This window comes from Aquamicrobium sp. NLF2-7, from assembly GCF_022359935.1.
In the GTDB taxonomy this organism is placed as follows: domain Bacteria; phylum Pseudomonadota; class Alphaproteobacteria; order Rhizobiales; family Rhizobiaceae; genus Mesorhizobium; species Mesorhizobium lusatiense.
In genome coordinates this window covers 247,220-266,221 of the sequence record NZ_JAKSED010000001.1, presented here as the reverse complement: position 1 = coordinate 266,221, position 19,002 = coordinate 247,220, and the positions used below count along the sequence as shown (strand labels likewise).

The following is a 19,002-nucleotide window of genomic DNA, read 5'->3' as shown; positions in this document are numbered from 1 at the left end:
TGGATCAGCTCTCCATGATTCCGCGCCGTCCCATCAGGCCGCGCGGACGCACGAGCAGGATGATGACTGCGACGAGGTAGATGATGACCTGGTCGATGCCCGGGATGAGCGATTTCACCTCGGTCATCGATGCGAAGGACTGCAAGATGCCCAGCAGGAAGCCGGCGGCCACGGCACCGGGCAGCGAGCCCATGCCCCCGACGACGACGACCACGAAGCTCAGCACGAGGAAGTCCATGCCCAGATGATAGTTGGGCGCCAGCAGCGGCGTGTACATCACACCGGCAACACCGGCGACGACGGCCGCCAGACCGAAGACGATGGTGAAGCGCCGATCGATATCGATGCCCATCAGCCCGACGGTTTCGCGATCGGCCATGCCGGCACGCACGACCATGCCGAAGGTGGTGAACTGGAGGAAGGCAAACACCCCGCTGATCACAAGTCCGGAGAACAGCAGGTAGATCAGGCGCCACCACGGATAGGTCAGCACATGCGGGGCCATGCCGAACCACACGCCGATGTCAGCCGCGCCACGCAGGTCGGTCGGGATCGGCTGCGGCACCGGATTTGCGCCGAAGAAGCTCTTGACGATCTCCTGCAGCACGATCGCGAGACCGAAGGTCACGAGGATCTGCTCGGCATGGGTGCGCTTGTAGAAATGCTTGATGATGCCGCGTTCCATGGCGATGCCGATGATCAGCATCGTCGGAATGGCCAGCAGGATGGAAATCGGGACCGAATAGTCGACCAGAACCGCGCCGAAATCGCCGAACCAGTTTTGCACCAGCGGCGTGCGCACCTCGACTGGAGCGCCCCAGGGCGAGAGCTTTTCAGGGTCGACCGTCACCGTTTCCAGCGTGATGAGATAGCGGAAGGTAACGGCACAGAAGCAGCCAAGCATGAACAGGGCGCCATGGGCGAAATTGACCACGCCGAGCGTGCCGAAAACCAGCGTCAGACCAAGGGCGATCAGCGCATAAGCGCCGCCCTTGTCCAGCCCGTTGAGCAACTGGGCCAAGAACACGTTCATCAGAATATTCCTTCGATGCGAGACGCAACGCAGTTCAGATGTCAGGGAGCGGACGAAAGGGAATTACCCCGCCTGTCTCACACAGGCGGGGCAGATACCTTCATTCCCGTCAGCACTTGTTGGGTTCGTAAGGTCCCAGTTCCCCGCCGAAGATCGAGGCGTCATAGGTGACGTCCTCGCGCGTCGTCTTGCCGATCACGTTGAGCACATCGAAGCGGCTCGACGGATTCTCATTGCCGCGCACCACCAGAACTTCCTTGAAGCACTGGTGATCGCTGTCGCGATAGACGGTGTGGCCATTGCCCATCCCGTCGAACTCGAAGCCTTCCAGCGCCTTGATGACTTCAGGCGGATAGAAGGTTCCCGCGCGCTCAACGGCATCCGCATACAGGATGGTCTGCACGTAGCCTGTGTGGGCCGACTGCGACGGCGGCTCCCCGTAGGCTTCGCCGTAAGACTTGGTGAAGGCCTTGGTGCCTTCATCATCCAGCGACCATTGCCAGTTCGAGGTGCCGATGATGCCCTTGACCGCTTCGCCCGCGCCAACCGCCATGAGTTCGGAGAACATCGGCACGACGATCTCGAAGTTCTTGCCGTTGGCCTGACGGTCACGCAGGCCGAACTGCACCGCCTGCGGCAGTGAGTTGACCATGTCGTGACCGTAGTGGTTGAGAATGAGCACGTCGGCGCCGGAGTTGAGCACCGGCGTCAGATATTGCGAATAGTCGCCGAGGCCGAGCGGGGTGCGCACGGTGGCCACCGTCTCCCAGCCGAGCGCCTCGGTGGCGTTCTTGATCGACTCTTCCTGCGTCCAGCCCCAGGTGTAGTCGGCGGTCAGGTGGTAGGCACGGCGGTCCTTGCCATACTCCTGCGCCAGGAACGGAGCGATCGCAACACCCGACTGATAGGCATTGAAGAAATGCCGGAAGCCGTAGCGCCGCTTGTCCTTGCCGGTGGTGTCGTTGGAGTGGGTCAGGCCGGACATGTAGATGACGCCCATTTCCTGACACAGGCTCTGCTGGGCGATCGCCTCGCCGGAGGTGACGGACCCCGTGACCATGATGGCCTTGTCGCGCTCGATCATGCGCCGTGCGCCATCGCGCGCCGCGTCGGTATTGGTCTGGGTGTCGCCGGTCACATATTCGACCTTGCGCCCGAGCACCCCGTTGCCCTTCAGGGCTATGGGCTTCAGCGTCTTCATCAGCCCGCCGTCGCCTTCGCCATTGATGTGCTTCACCGCAAGCTCATATCCCTTGAGCTGCTCCAGCCCCTCCTCCGCATAGGATCCGGTCTGCGGCACGTTGAAGCCCAGCACGATCTTGCCCTTGGTCGGGTCATTGCAGAAATCCTGCGCCCAGGCTCCCCTGGTGAATATGTACGGCGTGCCGAGCGCGGCAATGCCAGCACCCGCGCCCTTGATCAGGCTGCGCCTGGTGGGTTTAAAAATAGCCATTTCATCTCCTCCACGCGTCCGAGATTTCGGTTTCGCATCAAGAGACTGTCACATATTGTTATATTCTCAATAAGTATTTGACATTAAATGCATTTTTTGTCAATAATCAGATATTAGTAAATTCACTTTTGTAAATAATTTACAATGCCGAAAGTAAGAACACCCATCGGAGCGCGTATCCGGCGAAAGCGTCTGGCGGCAGGCCTGTCGCAGGTTACGCTTGCGCGCATGCTCGGCATCTCGGCCAGCTATCTCAACCTTATCGAGAACAACAAGCGCAGCATCGGCGGAACGCTTCTTCTGCGGATCGGCGAACGGCTGGGCATCGATCTCGAACATCTTTCCGGTGACAGCGAGGCGCGCAACATAGCCGCCATCGGCGACCTGATGGCCGATTCGCTGATGAGCGGTATCGAACTTGACGCTGCGGCCATACGCGATCTTGTCGCCCGCTTTCCCGAGGCCGCTGCCGCGCTCGTGCGCCTCCACCGTACCTATGCCGATGCGACGATGGAAATCGAGATGCTTCAGCATCGGCTGAAATCCGATCCGCTGCTTTCAGAGCTTCTGCACGAAATCCTCAATCGCATTGCCGGCATCAAATCCGGCGCCGAGATTCTGGCCGACATTCCCGACCTCACCGAGGATGAACGCAGCCGTTTTGTGGGCAACATCAACGCCGAAGCGCGCGATCTTGTACCCGTCACGCAAAATCTCGTCGCCTATTTCGACCAGACTTCCGCCCGGCAGCGGCCCGTATCACCACTGCGCGAAGTCGATGAAGCGCTGATCACCCACAACAATCATTTTCCGCGGCTTGAAGAGATTGCCGCCGACCTGCGCCGAGATCTGGCCGGCCCTCAGGGCATAGATGAAGACAAGCTGTCGGCGGCGCTCGCCGAAAGGTTCGGGGTAAGCTGCAATATCAGCGCAGAAGCGCCTGCCGCCCGATCTCCCGCCGCTGGCGCACCGTCCCTCATCTTTCCTCCGACGATGCCGCGACCGGCCCGCAACTTCCGTATGCTGCATGCCTATGCGGCGCGCGCCGCGGCCGGCGTGCTCGAAGAGACGACGAACGGATTTGAGCTTTCCACCGACGAGGCGCGCGAACTCGCATTGCGTGCCCTCTCCTCCTATGTCGCGGGCGCGATGATGATGCCCTATGATGAGTTTCTGTCCATGGCGGAGGAATGCCGCTACGATGTGGATCTGATCAGCGCCCTTGCCGGGGTGAGCTTCGAGCAGGCCGCTCACCGTCTGGTCACGCTGCGCCGTAAGGGACGCGAGGGCCTGCCCTTCGGCTATCTGCGCGCGGATCGTTCGGGACGCCTCACCAAGCGTTTTCCTCTGCCCGGCCTGACCATTCCTGGCTTCGGGCATGGCTGCCTGCTATGGCCGATCTACGATGCATTCGCGACGAATGACGTGGTGCGGCAGGTCTCCGCGTTTCCCGGAGGCGGACGCTTCCTGCTCATCGCCAGAACCGTGACCAAGCACGCTACGCGCTTCGGCCAGAAGCCGCTGACCTTTTCCATCATGCTGGCCTGCGACATCGTGCATGCCGATCGCACAGTCTATGGCGACGGGCTCGATCTCGGCGGCACGCCGGTGGAAGTCGGCCCCTCCTGCGTGCCCTGCCCCCGGCTTGGCTGCAGCCACCGGCAGGAAATCCCCGTGTGAGGAAAGCGGCCCGGCAGATACACCGCTGCTGCCCCGTCCCCTTCACGCATCCAGTGGCGCAGGCGTTGTCTGCGCCTCCTGCCACACAGGCAGGATGATGCGGAAGCAGGCGCCGGGCAGCGTGCCAGTGGTTAGTTCGAGACGACCATTCAGTTTGCCGACGATCTTGTGGCTGATGTTCAGGCCCAGCCCCAGACCTTGCGAATCCGGCGTCCCATCCGGTTCAGCCCGCACGAATTTTTCGAATATCTTGGTGTGGAACAGCGGAGGCACGCCGGATCCATTGTCCGAAATCTCGACGCTGTAGACATCATCATCCAGCCGCGAAGCAATATGGACGACCGGTTCCCTGGCATCGTTGTGGGAGATTGCATTGGCAATGATGTTGATGAAAACCTGACTCAGTCGTCCCGCATCGCCAAGAACCACACATGCGCCGGCTCGCGGCCCGCTTTCAATCGTGACCAGCCGCTTTCTGGCAAGCGCCTCGCACACGGCAATCGCCTGATCGAGAATGGCTTCCGCATCGACCGGCACGTTTTCCCAATCCCGTTCGCCCTGCTCCAGCGCGCTCAGATCGAGTATTTCGTCGAGCAGCTTGGTCAGGCGTACGCTTTCATTATGAATGGTGGTGATAAAGCGCGCCCTCTGCTGCTGCGTCAGTTCATCGGGCACCATCAGGATTTCGGCAAATGACCTGATCGAGGTCATCGGCGTGCGCACCTCATGGCTGACCTGCGACAGGAACTCATCCTTCTTCTGATGAAGTTCCTTCAGCAGCGCATTGGCTTCCTTGAGCTGCTGAGCGGTCGAGTGAAGTTCCTGCGACTTCACCTCCAGCGCGTGCGAATATTCGATTGCCTGCTGGGTCTCGTCGGCGATCTGCATCATTTCCTCCAGCGATATGGCATCGCCGGCCACCGCCTTGGTCAGCAGGATATGAGCCGATGCCGAGCCGATGGAGCCGGCAAGCTCCCTTTCGAGACGCGCGATGAAATCCGCTGAAACGCCCTGCTGGGGTGCGGCCTGCCTGTGCGGCACACCAGCTGAATCAAACAGCGCTCTCGCCCGGCTCCACCCCAGAACGCGCTCGGCAACGAAGAACAGTTCGCTGGTGGTGGCAGAGCCACGCAATATGCGCGGCTGATAGGATGCTGAACGGCGAAACACGTCAACGAAGAGCGAGGCCTGAATGCGCTCCAGCGCGTTCTGGCTGGTTGCCGCCGACACGCACAGAAGGACGGACACATTGGCGAGCATGCTCCAGAACACAGAGTGCACGAGCGGGTCGAGCCCTTCCATGCCGAACAGCGCCTGCGGCCGCAGCGCACGAATATTCCAGGGACCTTCGGCGATGAGATCCTTAACCACCGGGCTGAAGGTGGCAAAAGACGGCAGGAACAGCGTCCATGCCCAGACGATGAACCCCACCGATATGGCTGCCAGCGCGCCCTTCATGGTGGCGGTGCGCCAGTAAAGTGCTGCCAGCATGGCTGGAAAGAACTGCGCCACGCCACCGAAGGAAATCAGCCCGATGGGGGCAAGCGCGTCCGACCCCTGCGTGAGCCAGAAATAGAGAAAGCCGAGCAGCAGCATCAGCGCGATGGAGATACGCCGGCTGCGCAGCAGAAGCCGGGCAATGTCGTGCTCTCCCTTTTCATCACCGGGCGAGGTTCTGCGCAGCGCAAGCGGCACCACGATATGGTTCGAGACCATGATCGAAAGAGCGATCGACGCAACGATGATCATCGATGTGGCGCTGGAAAAACCGCCGATGAAGGCAAAAAGCGCCAGCGCATCGTGGCCCGTCATCATCGGCAAGGTGAGAACGAACATGTCGGGGTTCGATCCCGCCGGCATGGTCGAAAGCCCATAGAGCGCAATCGGCAGGATGAAGACGCTCATCGCCAGCATGTAGCAGGGGAAGGCCCAGCTCGCGGTGCGCAGATGATCCTCGTTCGAATTCTCCACCACGGTGATCTGGAACTGGCGCGGCAGGCAGATGACGGCACAGGCCGACAGGAACAGAACGGCCACCCAGCGGCTGCCAAAAGTGTCCGCTTCATGGATGCGCACGCCGGCCTCAACCGCGCGGGCATAAATGTCGCCGATGCCGTCGCTGACGCCGTAGATCACGAAAATGCCGACCGCCAGCAATGCCAGCAGCTTTACCACAGCCTCAAAGGCAATCGCCGCCACAACGCCCGGGTGCTGCTCGCGCGCGTCGACATTACGGGTGCCGAAGAGAATGGTGAACACGGCCATGCCGATGGCGACACCCAGCGCCAGCGTCACCTCGTCCAGCGTGGCAAGATGATCCGCCCCGGTTCCCTTGGCGACCGAAACGGTCTGGATGGAGGTGGTGATCGCCTTGAGCTGGAGGGCGATGTAAGGTGTGATGCTCACCACCGCGATCAGCGTGACCAGCACGGCAAGCCGGCTCGACTTTCCGTAGCGGGACGACAGGAAGTCGGCGATGGAAGTGATGTGCTGGCTATGGGCGATGCGGATCAGCTTGCGCAGCAAAAACCACCAGCCGACGAAGACCAGCGTCGGCCCCATATAGATGGCCATGAACTCCAGCCCGCTTCGGGCGGCGGTTCCGACCGCGCCATAGAAGGTCCAGCTCGTGCAATAGACGGATATCGACAACGTATAGATGGCAGGAGAGCTGAGGAAACCGGCATTGCCGCTCTTGGCGCGGGCATCTGAAATATAAGCCAGCAAAAACAGAAGCCCGACATAGCCGACAGCCGTCAGGATGACGAAGTCCGGCGACAGCATCAGGCATGCCCGGGGGGCTCGGGTGGCACAGCCGGCGCGGTTTCCGGCAGGGATTTGGCAGGTGTCTCCCGAAACTGACGCCCGCGCGACAGCAGCACAGCGCCTGCAATCACCAGAAACCAGACCCCGAACAGGTACAGCACCTCAACAGGCACGCCGAACGGACCAAGCATGCCGGCAAACAGGTTGAGGAATGGCGGCAGCAGCAGAACCACTCCGAAGAAAGGCACCAGAGCCGCGACGTCCTCGCGCTCGGTGCGTTCCTCCCGGGGTGCCGGAGAGCTAGACATGAGCTGCCGGGCGCGGCTGGCTGTCGAGAATGCGCCTGACCGCATCCACCACCTCGCCATTGGCGTAAGGCTTGGTGATGAAGCCGTCGGCTTTCAGGTCCATGGCGGCCTGGCGGTCATATTGCTGGCCGCGCGCCGTCAGGATCACCACGAAAGTATCGGCGAACAGTTCATTGGCGCGCAAGGTCTTGAGCACTTCCAGCCCGCCACGCTTGGGCAGCATGATGTCGAGCAGAACCATACGAGGCCGAAAACGGTGCGCGGCCTCAAGCGCGGCCTCGCCATCGCGCGCCACGCCGACGGACCAGCCGCAACGCGTGAGAATGAACTCAAGCGATTCCGATATCGCCGGCTCGTCCTCGACTATAAGAATGTCCGTCATCACAGCAGCCCCTCCCAAGGCTGTGAACGGGCTCGTCTTGCCATCCCGGGATGGCATGCGCCGGAACATTGAACGCCCGGTCTTTTTATTTGTCCCCTATCCCAGTCGAAACCGGACAGTAAATCAAGTCATCTAAAGTCGTGGTCCAGCAAACGTCATGCCTCCCAAGAATCGGATCATGCGCGGACCTGATGATCACCGGAACTTCCGTCTTAGGATATTAGGTCCGCATGCCCTTGTTTTTCTAAACAATTTTATAAGAACAAGCTTTTCCGCGCTGGTCAAATGACGGCTGGGCATAGTTTCCCGACTGTCGCTGATCCAACAGAATGAAAAACGCCGCGCGGCCTTTCGGTCGGCGGCGTTTTTCTGGTTTTGATCTCAGTCACCCAATCCCGGAGTCAGCCCCTCAGGCCAGTCGTCACGCCTTCGGGCATGGCTCAGTTTGCCGGCCGCCGATCAGAACGGAATTTCGTCGTCGAGGTCGCGCGAGCCGCCACCGCCCATTCCGCCGCCGCGCGAGCCGCCGAAATCGCCAGAGCCTGACTGGCCGAAATCGGAACCGCGCCCACCACCACCACCACCGCCGCCGCCGGAATAACCGCCGCGATCGTAGCCGACCTGACCGCCGCCTTCACCCTGCCCGCGCGCGTCGAGCATCTGCAGTTCACCGCGGAACTTCTGCAGCACGATCTCTGTCGTGTAGCGCTCCTGACCGTTCTGGTCCTGCCATTTGCGGGTCTGGAGCTGGCCCTCGATGTAAACCTTCATGCCCTTCTTCAGGTACTGCTCGGCCACCTTGGCAAGGTTGTCGTTGAAGATGACGACGCTGTGCCATTCGGTTTTCTCCTTGCGCTCGCCCGACATCTTGTCGCGCCAGCTTTCAGAGGTGGCAATGCGCAGGTTGACGACCGGATCGCCGGAGTTCAGGCGCCTGATTTCCGGATCAGCACCCAGATTGCCGACCAGTATGACCTTATTGACGCTGCCCGCCATGACGCTGTCTCCACGCTCGTCCTGAATTCGAAGTCGCTTACCTTACAGTCTGTCGCACCGTTTGGCCCGCGCGGTCCTGCTGTTTCCCCAAAAGGTTTTTTTGTTCTCCTTTTGTTCATTATTTTTCAACCAATGTCAATGCCGATTGGCGCTCTGGCACACGTCCCTGTGAACTATAAAGGAAAGCAGCGCTCTGGAAGAGCCCTCCACATCCGCTTATATCAGGTTCATGAACCACGTTTCAGCAGCCTTCCTCTGCGCACTGCCCGTGCTTGTGGCTGCCAGCCCGGCCCTTTCCGGCAGCAGGCAGACACCGGCGACAACGCCCGCTCAGACGAACACCGACCTGCCCGGCGTGGACCGCAGCTTCAGCATTGTAACGCCTTTGCCGCCCGAATCGGACGATACGCCCCGTCCCGGCCAATTCGGTCAGTTAAGGGTCGGGAATTTCGATGTGAAGGTTTCAGGCAAACTCACCTTCGATGTCGGCGTTGGCAACCTGCCTCCAGCCAAACGCTGAATTTCAGCCGAAAAAACTTCTTCAGGGGCGACAAAGCAGCAGTCTGCTCTTCATGCCTTCAAAAAAGACAAGCTCCTGACGCTGGCATTGCAGCATCAGGAGCTTTTTATGGGCTTTCCCATAATGCCGGGAGCATTTTACCGGCTTTTCCTCGGATGCTTCGCGGCGTTCAACCGACGATCCGACTAAAGTCTCTGATTTTCGGGGAACGGCCAGGCTCCGGCTTCATGATGAAAATCTTCACCTGCCAGATGGCTGACCGCGGTTCCGCTCAGGCGCGAAACCAGTTCGAACTGTCAGGTGGGGTCATACCTCGCTCCTTCTGTTCGTTTCCACGCATGATCGAAAGCACTTCATCCGCAGGCGCACCATCCATCCCGCGACTTTTCGCAGATGCCACGCGCCTTCCGGAGATCAGCCCCGTAAGGCGATCGGCTTCCGTTTCTGAAATCTGGCGCTTCTGTTACCTCACGTCAACCGCCCAAAGCGCCAGCAGCCAAAATGTGAACTTTGTAACAGCATACGCGCCCTTTATGTCAGGAGGCTGTTCATTTTTTGTTCTTTTCACTTGCCTGCCCCGCTGAAAGACGCGTAAACCCTCAAACGGAAAGTCGCGGCATCTCTCGAAACCGCGCAGGAACGACCTATATTCGCGGAGGACGGGCAAGCCCGCCATTCCGAAACATCCAGTCGAGGCGGCGGAGCGGCCATGGCCGACCATAAGTTTATTTCCATTCGCGGTGCCCGCGAGCACAATCTCAAGAATGTCGATCTCGACCTGCCCCGCGACTCTCTGGTCGTGATGACGGGCCTTTCGGGCTCGGGCAAGTCATCGCTCGCCTTCGACACCATCTACGCCGAAGGCCAGCGCCGCTATGTGGAAAGCCTGTCGGCCTATGCCCGGCAGTTCCTCGAAATGATGCAGAAGCCGGATGTCGATCAGATCGACGGGCTGTCGCCGGCCATCTCCATCGAGCAGAAGACGACCTCGAAGAACCCGCGCTCCACCGTCGGCACCGTCACCGAGATCTACGACTACATGCGCCTGCTTTTCGCGCGCGTGGGCGTTCCCTATTCGCCGGCCACCGGCCTGCCCATCGAAAGCCAGACCGTTTCGCAGATGGTCGATCGCATTCTGGCGCTGGACGAAGGCACCAGGCTTTTTCTCCTTGCCCCCATCGTGCGTGGCCGGAAGGGCGAATATCGCAAGGAGCTTCTGGAACTCCAGAAAAAGGGCTTCCAGCGCGTCAAGGTCGACGGGACTTTCTACGAGATTGCCGACGTTCCGGCGCTGGACAAGAAATACAAGCACGACATCGATGTCGTGGTGGACCGCATCGTTGTGCGGCCCGATCTTGCGACGCGCCTCGCCGATTCCATGGAAACGGCGCTGCGGCTGGCCGATGGGCTGGCGGTGGCCGAGCTTGCCGACAAACCGCTGCCGCCCGAGGAAACCGCCGGTGGCGGCGGCGCCAACAAGTCGGCCAACGACACCCATGAGCGGATCCTGTTTTCGGAAAAATTCGCCTGCCCGGTTTCCGGCTTCACCATCCCGGAGATCGAGCCGCGTCTGTTCTCGTTCAACAATCCCTTCGGCGCCTGCCCGACCTGTGACGGGCTGGGCAACCAGCGCGCCATCGATCCCAATCTCGTCGTTCCCGACGACAATGTGACGCTGCGTGACGGCGCCGTCGCCCCGTGGGCGAAATCCAGTTCGCCCTATTATGCGCAGACACTGGAGGCGCTGGGCGCGGCTTATGGTTTCAGGCTCGCCGACAAGTTCAGCGCGCTGCCCGAGGAAGGGCGCAACGCCATATTGCATGGCACCGGCAAGCGCGAGATAGCCTTCGATTACAATGACGGCTTGCGCGCTTACAAGACGACCAAGACCTTCGAAGGCGTCATTCCCAATCTGGAACGGCGCTGGAAGGAGACGGAATCGGCGTGGATGCGCGAGGAGATCGAGCGCTACATGTCGGCCACCCCCTGCCCGGCCTGCGGCGGCTATCGCCTCAAGCCCGAAGCGCTGGCGGTGAAGATCGCGGGCAGGCATATCGGCGAGGTCACCGAGCTTTCGATCCGCAAGGCCGATCTGTGGTTCAACGAATTGCCGGGGCTTCTCAACGACAAGCAGAACGCGATCGCCCTGCGCATCCTCAAGGAAATCCGCGAGCGTCTGCGCTTTCTCAACGATGTCGGCCTCGACTATCTGACCCTGTCGCGCAATTCGGGCACGCTTTCGGGCGGCGAAAGCCAGCGCATTCGCCTCGCCAGCCAGATCGGCTCCGGCCTCACCGGCGTTCTCTATGTGCTGGATGAGCCTTCCATCGGCCTGCACCAGCGGGACAATACCCGCCTGCTCGATACGCTCAAGCATTTGCGCGACCTCGGCAATACGGTTATCGTCGTCGAGCATGACGAGGACGCGATCCTGCATGCCGACTATGTGGTCGATATCGGCCCTGCCGCCGGCGTGCATGGCGGGCGCGTGATCGCGCAGGGAACGCCGCGCGAGATCATGGCCAACCCGAACTCGATCACCGGCAAATATCTGTCCGGCGAAATGGAGATCGCCACGCCGGCGGAGCGTCGCAAAGGCAAAAAGGGCAAGCGCATCAGGGTCGTGGGCGCGCGCGGCAACAATCTGAAGAATGTAACGGCGGAAATTCCGCTCGGCACCTTCACCGCCATCACCGGCGTTTCGGGCGGCGGCAAGTCCACTTTCCTGATCGAGACGCTGTTCAAGGCCGCGTCGCGCCGCATCATGGGTTCGCGGGAGCATCCGGCCGAGCACGACCGCATCGAAGGGCTGGAGTTCCTCGACAAGGTCATCGACATCGACCAGAGCCCGATCGGGCGCACGCCGCGTTCCAATCCCGCCACCTACACGGGGGCATTCACGCCGATCCGCGACTGGTTTTCAGGCCTGCCGGAAGCCAAGGCGCGCGGCTATCAGCCAGGCCGCTTTTCCTTCAACGTCAAGGGCGGCCGCTGCGAAGCGTGTCAGGGCGATGGCGTCATCAAGATCGAGATGCACTTCCTGCCGGACGTTTACGTCACCTGCGACGTCTGCCACGGCAAGCGCTATAATCGCGAAACGCTGGACGTCACCTTCAAGGGCAAATCCATCGCCGACGTTCTCGACATGACGGTGGAGGAGGGTGTCGAATTCTTTTCGGCCGTGCCCGCTGTTCGTGACAAATTGCAGACGCTCAAGGATGTCGGTCTTGGCTATATTCGCATAGGCCAGCAGGCGACCACGCTTTCCGGCGGTGAGGCACAGCGTATCAAGCTGGCCAAGGAACTGTCGCGCAAAGCAACCGGCAAGACGCTCTACATCCTCGACGAGCCGACCACCGGCCTGCATTTCCATGACGTGGCCAAGCTGCTCGAAGTGCTGCAGGAACTGGTCGAACAGGGCAACACGGTTGTCGTCATCGAGCACAATCTGGAGGTCATCAAGACCGCCGACTGGGTTCTCGACCTTGGACCTGAAGGCGGCGATGGCGGCGGCGAACTGGTCGCTTCCGGCACGCCGGAAGACATTGTGGCCGAACCACGCAGCTACACCGGCCAGTTCCTTAAAGAGCTTCTGGAACGGCGGCCGGGCGGCAAGCAGGTCGCTGCGGAGTAGCACGGCAAGCTGACAGGTTTTCGCCTCGATTATCGGCAGGGGTCCGGACGATCTTGCCGCCCTGCCTTTTCCGGGACGATGGCGGGATGATTTTCAGGCGCACCGGCGCGGTTGCGGGCACGATGTCTGCCCACGTAAAGCCGCGCTTCAGCCCGTTTCATGAGTGTGTCCAGCGTATCGCGCTCCATCACCTCTGCGAAGCCGAAGCTCGCGATGATCGGGATACGCTTTTCCGGCTCGCCGCAGCAGATGTCGTCAATGGCCTTACGGAGCAGGCCCACCCATCTGAGCGCCCCTTCATTCGTCGTGTCCTGAAGCAGGATGGCGAATGACGCTTCCTCCATGCGGCCGACGACATTGACAGAGCCGGCTGCGTCACGGAGCAAAGTCCCAATTTCAGACAGCACCCTGTCATCAAAAGCAGCTTTTGACGCGTCGCCGACCGGTCGGGAATGGTGAAGCGCACACAGCACCAGCGATATTGGAGCATTCCATTGGCCCTTCAGAATGGTTTTGACGCGCCGCTCAAAGCCTCGCTGGTTCAAAATTCCGGTCAACCGGTCCTGATGGTGCCGGGTTCGCCTGTATCCGATCCCTGCCACCACCAGCGTACAACAGAATGTGGCCAGCACAACTGCGCCGGCGAATGCCAGATCGATGTCTGCAAGGAGTTCATCCATCAGTCATACCAGCCGCCTTGCATGAAACCGGAGCGCGTGGACATCATTTCATATATCGGGTCGACAGCCCCTGCCCCATGCGCCACTCCCTCCTTCTGAAGTGGCATCGGTGCAGGCGGCACTGTCAGCAGACAACGCCGCGCGGTTTGCACCGGTTCCTCCATGATGAAATACTCTTGCAATCCTTCTTCTTTTTGCACCCGGGAGCGACAGATGACACAATCAGGAATGATCCGCGCCGGTATGGGTGGCTGGACCTTCGAGCCATGGGACACTTCCTTTTACCCCCAGAAACTGCCGAAGGCCAAGCAGCTCGGATATGCAACGCATCAGGTGCCGACGATCGAGGTCAACGGCACCTATTATTCGTCGTTCAGGGAGCCGACCTTCATGAAGTGGGCGAATGAGGCTCCTGAAGGTTTTATCTATGCTCTCAAGGGAAACCGCTTCGTGACCAACCGAAAGGTTCTCGGCGAGGCCGGAGAATCGATGATGCGGTTTCTTGGCTCGGGAATCGCTGCGCTGGGCGAAAAGCTTGGACCGATCCTGTGGCAGTTCGCTCCCACGAAAAAATTCGATCCGCAGGATTTCGAGGCTTTCCTGAAGCTGCTCCCAGAGCGTCAGGATGGCGTGAAGCTGCGCCACGCGCTTGAGGTACGGCACGACAGCTTCCTCACCCCCGATTTTGTCACGCTGGCGCGGAAATATGGTGCCGCCATCGTCTATGCCGACCACGCCAAATATCCTGCGATAGGCGATCTGACCGGCGATTTCGCCTATCTGCGCCTGCAAACCGGAAGCGACGACAATCCGGATTGCTATACGCCGCAAGCACTGGACGAATGGGCGGAACGCGCGCGTATTCTCGCGGCAGGCGCAGTGCCTCAGGATCTGCCGCTTGCCGATCCCGCCACATCAGCGCCGGAAAAGCCGCGCGACGTGTTTGTCTACTTCATCACCGAGGGAAAGGTCCGCGCGCCGTTTGGTGCCATGGCCCTGATGGAGAGGGTGGCAGGATAGAGCCCATCACCTGTACCTGACAAACCGATTCAAGCGGCTCTCATTCCGATTCATCAAATCAACGCATAGCGTTGATTTTTATATCAAACCGGATGCAGGCAGCCGGCTGAAAAATCGGCCGGGGGGAGTCTCAGGCGCCCCGCGCCACCCGCTCGATTTCCTCGCGCACCAGTCGCTCGACCAATGTGGGGAGATTGTTGTCGAGCCAGTCCTGCAGCATCGGGCGCAGCATCTCTTCCGCCATCTCGTCGAGGGATTTCTTGCTGCGCGCCGCGAATGCGTCCGACAATTCCCCGAACGCAGCGGCAACCTGCCGGCTGGTCTTCTCGGAAACCAGAGCAGGCTTGGGTGCAGCGACATCATGCGCCTCAGCAGCGGAAGGAGCGCTCGCAAGAGGCGCTGGCTCCGCCTCTGTTTCCATGGCTGAAGCTTCTGCGTCCTGAATATCCTGCACGCTGTGGAGCGATGCCGGCGATACCGGATCCGCAGGCCGGTTCTCAGAATGGCCGGAATGCCTGCCCTTGTCGACGCTGCCGACATCAAGGGGCACCAGCCAGTCATCAGACTTCGTCGCAGGCTTTTCCGACGCAGGAACTGCCGGGCTGGACAGATCGGTTCGCGTGAAATCAATTCTCTTGAACGCGGAGGATGCGGACGGGTGCTCGTCGGTCTTGCTGTCTGCCACCACCGCCTCCGGCTGATGCGTGGGTGCAACCTCAGCCTGCTTTGACGCCCCGACATTCGCAGGAGCCTCCAGCGGCACGGGTTGCGGACCCGAGCGCAGCTCATTGCGGAATACGTCTACGACGGCTGGAGCCGGCTCATCCGGATTGCCAGCCTCGTCGCCAGCCTGAGCAAAAGCCTCGGCTGGCTTGCGACCTGAATCGCTGTCCTCGATGATCCTGCGAATCGACGCAAGGATCTCTTCCATCGAAGGTTCACGCTGCACACTGCTTGCCGTCGCCATCGTCACGTCCACCGCCCCCGCGATTCGCTATTCTGGTCAGCATCGGCCGCCGCTCACCGGGTCAGTGCCGGCCGAATCATCTACCTTTAGCGTAACGGACCCTGCGACCGGGGAGAATCCCCAAACGTTATCAGCATCCTGTTTCAACAGAATAGAGCCGGACGCGCGCGCCCCGAACGGTAGTCAGTCCCTGTCAGATATGCAGTTCACAACAAAAAAGGCGCGGAAGCGCCTTTTCTCTGAAGCTCAAAAAGCTCGGAACGCGTCAGCGGCCATCCGGCGTGCGCAGGCCGAACCACTTGTCCTTGACCGCATTGTAATGCTCTTCCGGCTGGTACTTCGTGACCTGCAGGCCCAGACGCTCGACCGACAGCCTGCCCATGGCCTGAAGAATGGCATAGCTGGCGAGAACGACATCGCGCTCCGCACTGGCAAGGTTGATCTTGGCATTGATCACGTCGCGCTGCGAATCCAGAACCTCCAGCGTGGTCCGCTGGCCGACATTGCGCTCTTCGATAACGCCGTTCAGGGCGAGCTGGGCGGCACTGACCACGGTGCGGTTAGCGGCAACGGCTTCCTGCGCGGCGGTATAGCCTGTCCAGGCTGCGGTGATCGCCTGCCGCACCTGATCGCGGCTGACATCGACCTCGATACGGGCCTGACCGAGCTGTTCCTTCGACTTGCGCACCTGAGCGGAGGTACGGCCACCCTGATAGATCGGCACGGAAAGCGTAGCGCCAATGTTGGCGGCGTTGGAATATCCGTCGGTATTGCTGATGCCACCGGGAGAGGTGTGGCTGTAGTTGCGCGAAATGCCGGCGGATGCAGTCACCGACGGCAACAAGGCTCCTTCAGCAGCTTTCACGCCAAAAGCGGCGGCATCGACGAGATGGCTGGTTGCGATAATCGCCGGATGCTCCTGGGAAGCGACGGCAACCGCCGCGTCGAGGCTGCGTGGCAGCTGCTTGGCCAGCGGTGCGGCGGCCTTGAGCTGTCCCGGCTCCTCACCGATCAACTGACGATAGGCAGCGGCGCTGGCCAGAGCCTGCGCGCGGGCGGCGCTGAGCTGGGCCTCCGCGTTCGACCGCGCAGCATCAGCCTGCGCGACGTCGGTGCGGGTGCCCTCGCCGACCTCAAGGCGCGAACGTGCGGCACGTGTCTGCTCGTTGAGGAACTCGAGATTCTGCTGTGTGAGGGCCGCGACCTGACGGTCGTGAATGACGTTCATATATGCCTGTGCGGCACTGTACAGGATGTTCTCTTCCGTGTTGCGCAGGCTTTCCTGCGAGGCACGAACCCGCGCTTCGGCCGCAGCGACGGTGTTCTTGGTCTGAAAGCCATCGAACAGCATCTGATTGACCTGAACGCCGAAGCTTCCCGAGGTCAGGCGGGTCGACATGTCGCTGCGCCGCCTTTCGGTGTAGTCGATGCTGGCAGAGCCCACGACGTTCGGCCGGTATCCGGACTTGGCGATGGCCACGTCCTCATCGGTCACGCGAACGCCGGCGCGCGCAGAATTAAGCTGGGAGTTGTTGCGGTAAGCTTTTGATAACGCTCCGGTGATAGTTTCAGCCGAAGCTGCAACCGGCGACAAAGCCGTTGCGGTGATCAAAAGGGCGGCAAAAACGGTCTTGCTAAAGGACTGCACGTCGACCCTCAACTTTACAAATCAATGACGACGCAACTGAAATCCTGTTCAGGCTTGTTGCGCCCTTACGCTCATACACACCGCAGATACGACCCTCACGGCCCGCATCAGATTCGGTTCAGGCGCCAAGCCATCATGCCTAGGCTTCGGCTGCAAGTTAAATCCATTCAGAACTCGAAAACTCTGCTGCGTTCGAATCCCGGTAGTGGCCTAATTGCCGCATTGAAGGCACGTCTGCCGGTTACAACACCATTGGTATTCAGGAAGATACGGGCGACGCCCGCATTGCCCCTGCCCTCCACGGCAACCAGCCGGCCACCCTCGGCAAGCTGCACCTGCAACTGCTCCGGAAGCTCGTCAATGCTGCCCTGCAATACGATTACATCATAAGGCGCGGCGGTTTTCCAGCCATCACGAAGCGGGCCTTCCACCACGGAAACATTCCCGCAACCGAGCGCCCCCAGCGTCTCGCGCGCCTTGCCGGCCAGTTCCGCATCACTTTCCAGCGCGGTTACAGAGGCGGCGACCTGCGAAAGAATTGCCGATGAGTAGCCGGTGCCGCACCCCACATCGAGGACCGAATCGCTGTTTCTGATTTCGGCTGCCTGGAGAAGACGGGCGAGCGGCGAAGGTTCCATGAGGAAGCGGACACCGCCATCACCGTCGGCGATGCGGATATCCTCGTCAATATAGGCCAGCTCGCGAACCGACTCGTCGACAAACAGTTCGCGCGGAACCGAAAGGAAGGCCTCTAACAGCGGAACATTGGTCACATCGGTCGTGCGAATCTGTCCGTCGACCATTTTGACGCGGCGTTCGGTAAAATCAGCGCTCATGTGCAAGCTGCCCCGCTCTGGCGCGCACTGCGCGCTTTCAGTACGTTGGAACGAACAAATCCTGCCGAATGCGGCAGGATGCCCTGAAAAACTGGAGGCCTCGCCCGGAATCGAACCGGGGTGCAAGGATTTGCAGTCCTCTGCGTAACCACTCCGCCACGAGGCCCCACGCTGTGCAAGCGTTCCAGCGGCCTCAATAGGTTAGCCCCATTTCCCAGTCAAGCCGCTCTCCGTCATTCTCAATGTTTTCCTTGCTTCATTCTAAAGAGCCATCTTCGGTGCGCCGGCATCACGCTGAAAAATGTCACCGAAAGCGCAATCCCTGACCCTGCCAGCCATTTCGGAGCAATCGTGATTATCCGGCCGGAATGGAACTGCCTCGCCCTCCGGCACGTTTGTCCTGCCGGTTCACCTCACCTCATGCAGCGGTTTTGCAATAGCCGGCGGGTATGGTTAGCTGAGGCGTTAAAGACAGAAGGAGATATCATGGCCATTAGCCGCAAAGAGGAAGAACGGGCACTGGATAAGGCCGAGCAGGAGCTTGTAGCCAATACCCGCCATCCTGCATTGCAGGAGCTGTCGGATAAGGATCTCTCCCACCATATCAAGCTTTTGCGTGAACGGCGGGACAAGGCGCAGGGGGAAATCCAGCGCCGCCGGCGGGAGATGCGCGGCAAGGCGGCCCCCAAAGGCGGGGAGGCGGCAACGTCCGCAGCTGGCAACAGCACAAAGCAGGAAGTGCTTTCGCAGGCAGTACGCCGTCTGAATGCAGAACGCACACGGCGCGAGCGCATGGCCGCGCAGGTCTCGCAAGCCGAGCTGGCGCGCAAGGCACTCCAGCTCAAGCAGGCTTCCACGGATCAGGGAGCGCCTCTCAACACGCGGCACGCCCATCAGGGCATGCGCAATGCGGCGTCCCAGCGGCCCAAGAACCTGATCAGACCCATGGAACTCGGCCGCCAGCGCAAGGCCGGTGCGATTGCACAGGCAAAACGCGACAGCTGATAACGCAGCAATCGGCCGGAAGGAACAAGTCTCCCGCAGGACAGCGCTCCTTCCGGCTATCCACTCCCCGGCTA

14 protein-coding genes and 1 tRNA gene are annotated in these 19,002 nt (G+C 60.7%); 4 read left to right on the top strand and 11 right to left on the bottom strand.

The window, feature by feature from the left end; translation table 11 throughout:
- Positions 1-4 precede the first annotated feature (4 nt).
- Together MIC97_RS01290 and MIC97_RS01285 are read right to left on the bottom strand one after the other, a co-directional pair.
- Positions 5-1,033 carry a branched-chain amino acid ABC transporter permease gene (locus tag MIC97_RS01290; RefSeq protein ID WP_239798546.1) on the bottom strand — a complete coding sequence of 343 codons (1,029 nt, stop codon included), beginning with the start codon at positions 1,031-1,033 and terminating at the stop codon, positions 5-7.
- A 109-nt stretch (positions 1,034-1,142) separates the two neighbouring features.
- Positions 1,143-2,486: a substrate-binding protein gene (locus MIC97_RS01285; RefSeq protein WP_239798545.1), complete on the bottom strand. Its 1,344-nt coding sequence runs from the start codon at positions 2,484-2,486 to the stop codon at positions 1,143-1,145.
- 144 nt (positions 2,487-2,630) lie between these two features.
- On the opposite strand from MIC97_RS01285, the gene MIC97_RS01280 reads away from it, so the two are divergent.
- Positions 2,631-4,166, top strand: coding sequence for a helix-turn-helix transcriptional regulator (locus MIC97_RS01280; RefSeq protein WP_239798544.1), 1,536 nt, complete (start codon positions 2,631-2,633; stop codon positions 4,164-4,166).
- Between the two features lie 42 nt (positions 4,167-4,208).
- Here MIC97_RS01280 and MIC97_RS01275 read toward each other — a convergent pair whose 3' ends face one another.
- From MIC97_RS01275 to ssb, 4 genes are all read right to left on the bottom strand, one after another.
- Complete coding sequence (locus MIC97_RS01275) at positions 4,209-6,950, bottom strand: sensor histidine kinase (protein ID WP_239798543.1); 2,742 nt, start codon at positions 6,948-6,950, stop codon at positions 4,209-4,211.
- Positions 6,950-7,240: a hypothetical protein gene (locus MIC97_RS01270; protein ID WP_239798542.1), complete on the bottom strand. Its 291-nt coding sequence runs from the start codon at positions 7,238-7,240 to the stop codon at positions 6,950-6,952. Before MIC97_RS01270 ends, MIC97_RS01275 begins: the two co-directional genes overlap by 1 nt.
- A complete protein-coding gene (locus tag MIC97_RS01265) occupies positions 7,233-7,622 on the bottom strand; it encodes a response regulator (protein ID WP_183829363.1) in 390 nt (129 codons plus the stop codon). The genes MIC97_RS01270 and MIC97_RS01265 overlap by 8 nt, the downstream gene beginning before the upstream one ends.
- Before the next feature lie 459 nt (positions 7,623-8,081).
- Entirely contained in the window at positions 8,082-8,618 is a 537-nt protein-coding gene (ssb, locus tag MIC97_RS01260; protein WP_239798541.1) for a single-stranded DNA-binding protein, read from the bottom strand.
- Between the two features lie 1,229 nt (positions 8,619-9,847).
- On the opposite strand from ssb, the gene uvrA reads away from it, so the two are divergent.
- A complete protein-coding gene (gene uvrA / locus MIC97_RS01255; RefSeq protein WP_239798540.1) occupies positions 9,848-12,772 on the top strand; it encodes an excinuclease ABC subunit UvrA in 2,925 nt (974 codons plus the stop codon).
- Between the two features lie 29 nt (positions 12,773-12,801).
- Here the strand turns inward: uvrA and MIC97_RS01250 are convergent, their stop codons facing one another.
- The gene (locus MIC97_RS01250) at positions 12,802-13,452 is read right to left on the bottom strand and encodes a diguanylate cyclase (RefSeq protein WP_239798539.1); all 651 of its coding nucleotides are present in this window, start codon (positions 13,450-13,452) and stop codon (positions 12,802-12,804) included.
- Between the two features lie 213 nt (positions 13,453-13,665).
- Between MIC97_RS01250 and MIC97_RS01245 the strand changes: the two genes are divergently transcribed.
- On the top strand, positions 13,666-14,472 hold the full coding sequence (locus MIC97_RS01245) for a DUF72 domain-containing protein (RefSeq protein ID WP_239798538.1): 807 nt from the start codon (positions 13,666-13,668) through the stop codon (positions 14,470-14,472).
- Positions 14,473-14,602: 130 nt separating this feature from the next.
- Here the strand turns inward: MIC97_RS01245 and MIC97_RS01240 are convergent, their stop codons facing one another.
- The 4 genes from MIC97_RS01240 to MIC97_RS01225 form a co-directional block, all read right to left on the bottom strand.
- Positions 14,603-15,439 (bottom strand): PopZ family protein, encoded by an 837-nt coding sequence (locus MIC97_RS01240; protein ID WP_239798537.1) that lies wholly within the window; start codon positions 15,437-15,439, stop codon positions 14,603-14,605.
- 265 nt (positions 15,440-15,704) lie between these two features.
- Entirely contained in the window at positions 15,705-17,087 is a 1,383-nt protein-coding gene (locus MIC97_RS01235) for a TolC family outer membrane protein (protein WP_345773529.1), read from the bottom strand.
- A 167-nt stretch (positions 17,088-17,254) separates the two neighbouring features.
- Positions 17,255-17,923: a protein-L-isoaspartate O-methyltransferase gene (locus MIC97_RS01230; RefSeq protein ID WP_239798535.1), complete on the bottom strand. Its 669-nt coding sequence runs from the start codon at positions 17,921-17,923 to the stop codon at positions 17,255-17,257.
- A gap of 92 nt (positions 17,924-18,015) precedes the next feature.
- A tRNA-Cys gene (locus tag MIC97_RS01225) sits at positions 18,016-18,089 on the bottom strand.
- Positions 18,090-18,409: 320 nt separating this feature from the next.
- Between MIC97_RS01225 and MIC97_RS01220 the strand changes: the two genes are divergently transcribed.
- Positions 18,410-18,928 (top strand): hypothetical protein, encoded by a 519-nt coding sequence (locus MIC97_RS01220; RefSeq protein WP_239798534.1) that lies wholly within the window; start codon positions 18,410-18,412, stop codon positions 18,926-18,928.
- The last annotated feature ends 74 nt before the right edge of the window (positions 18,929-19,002 follow it).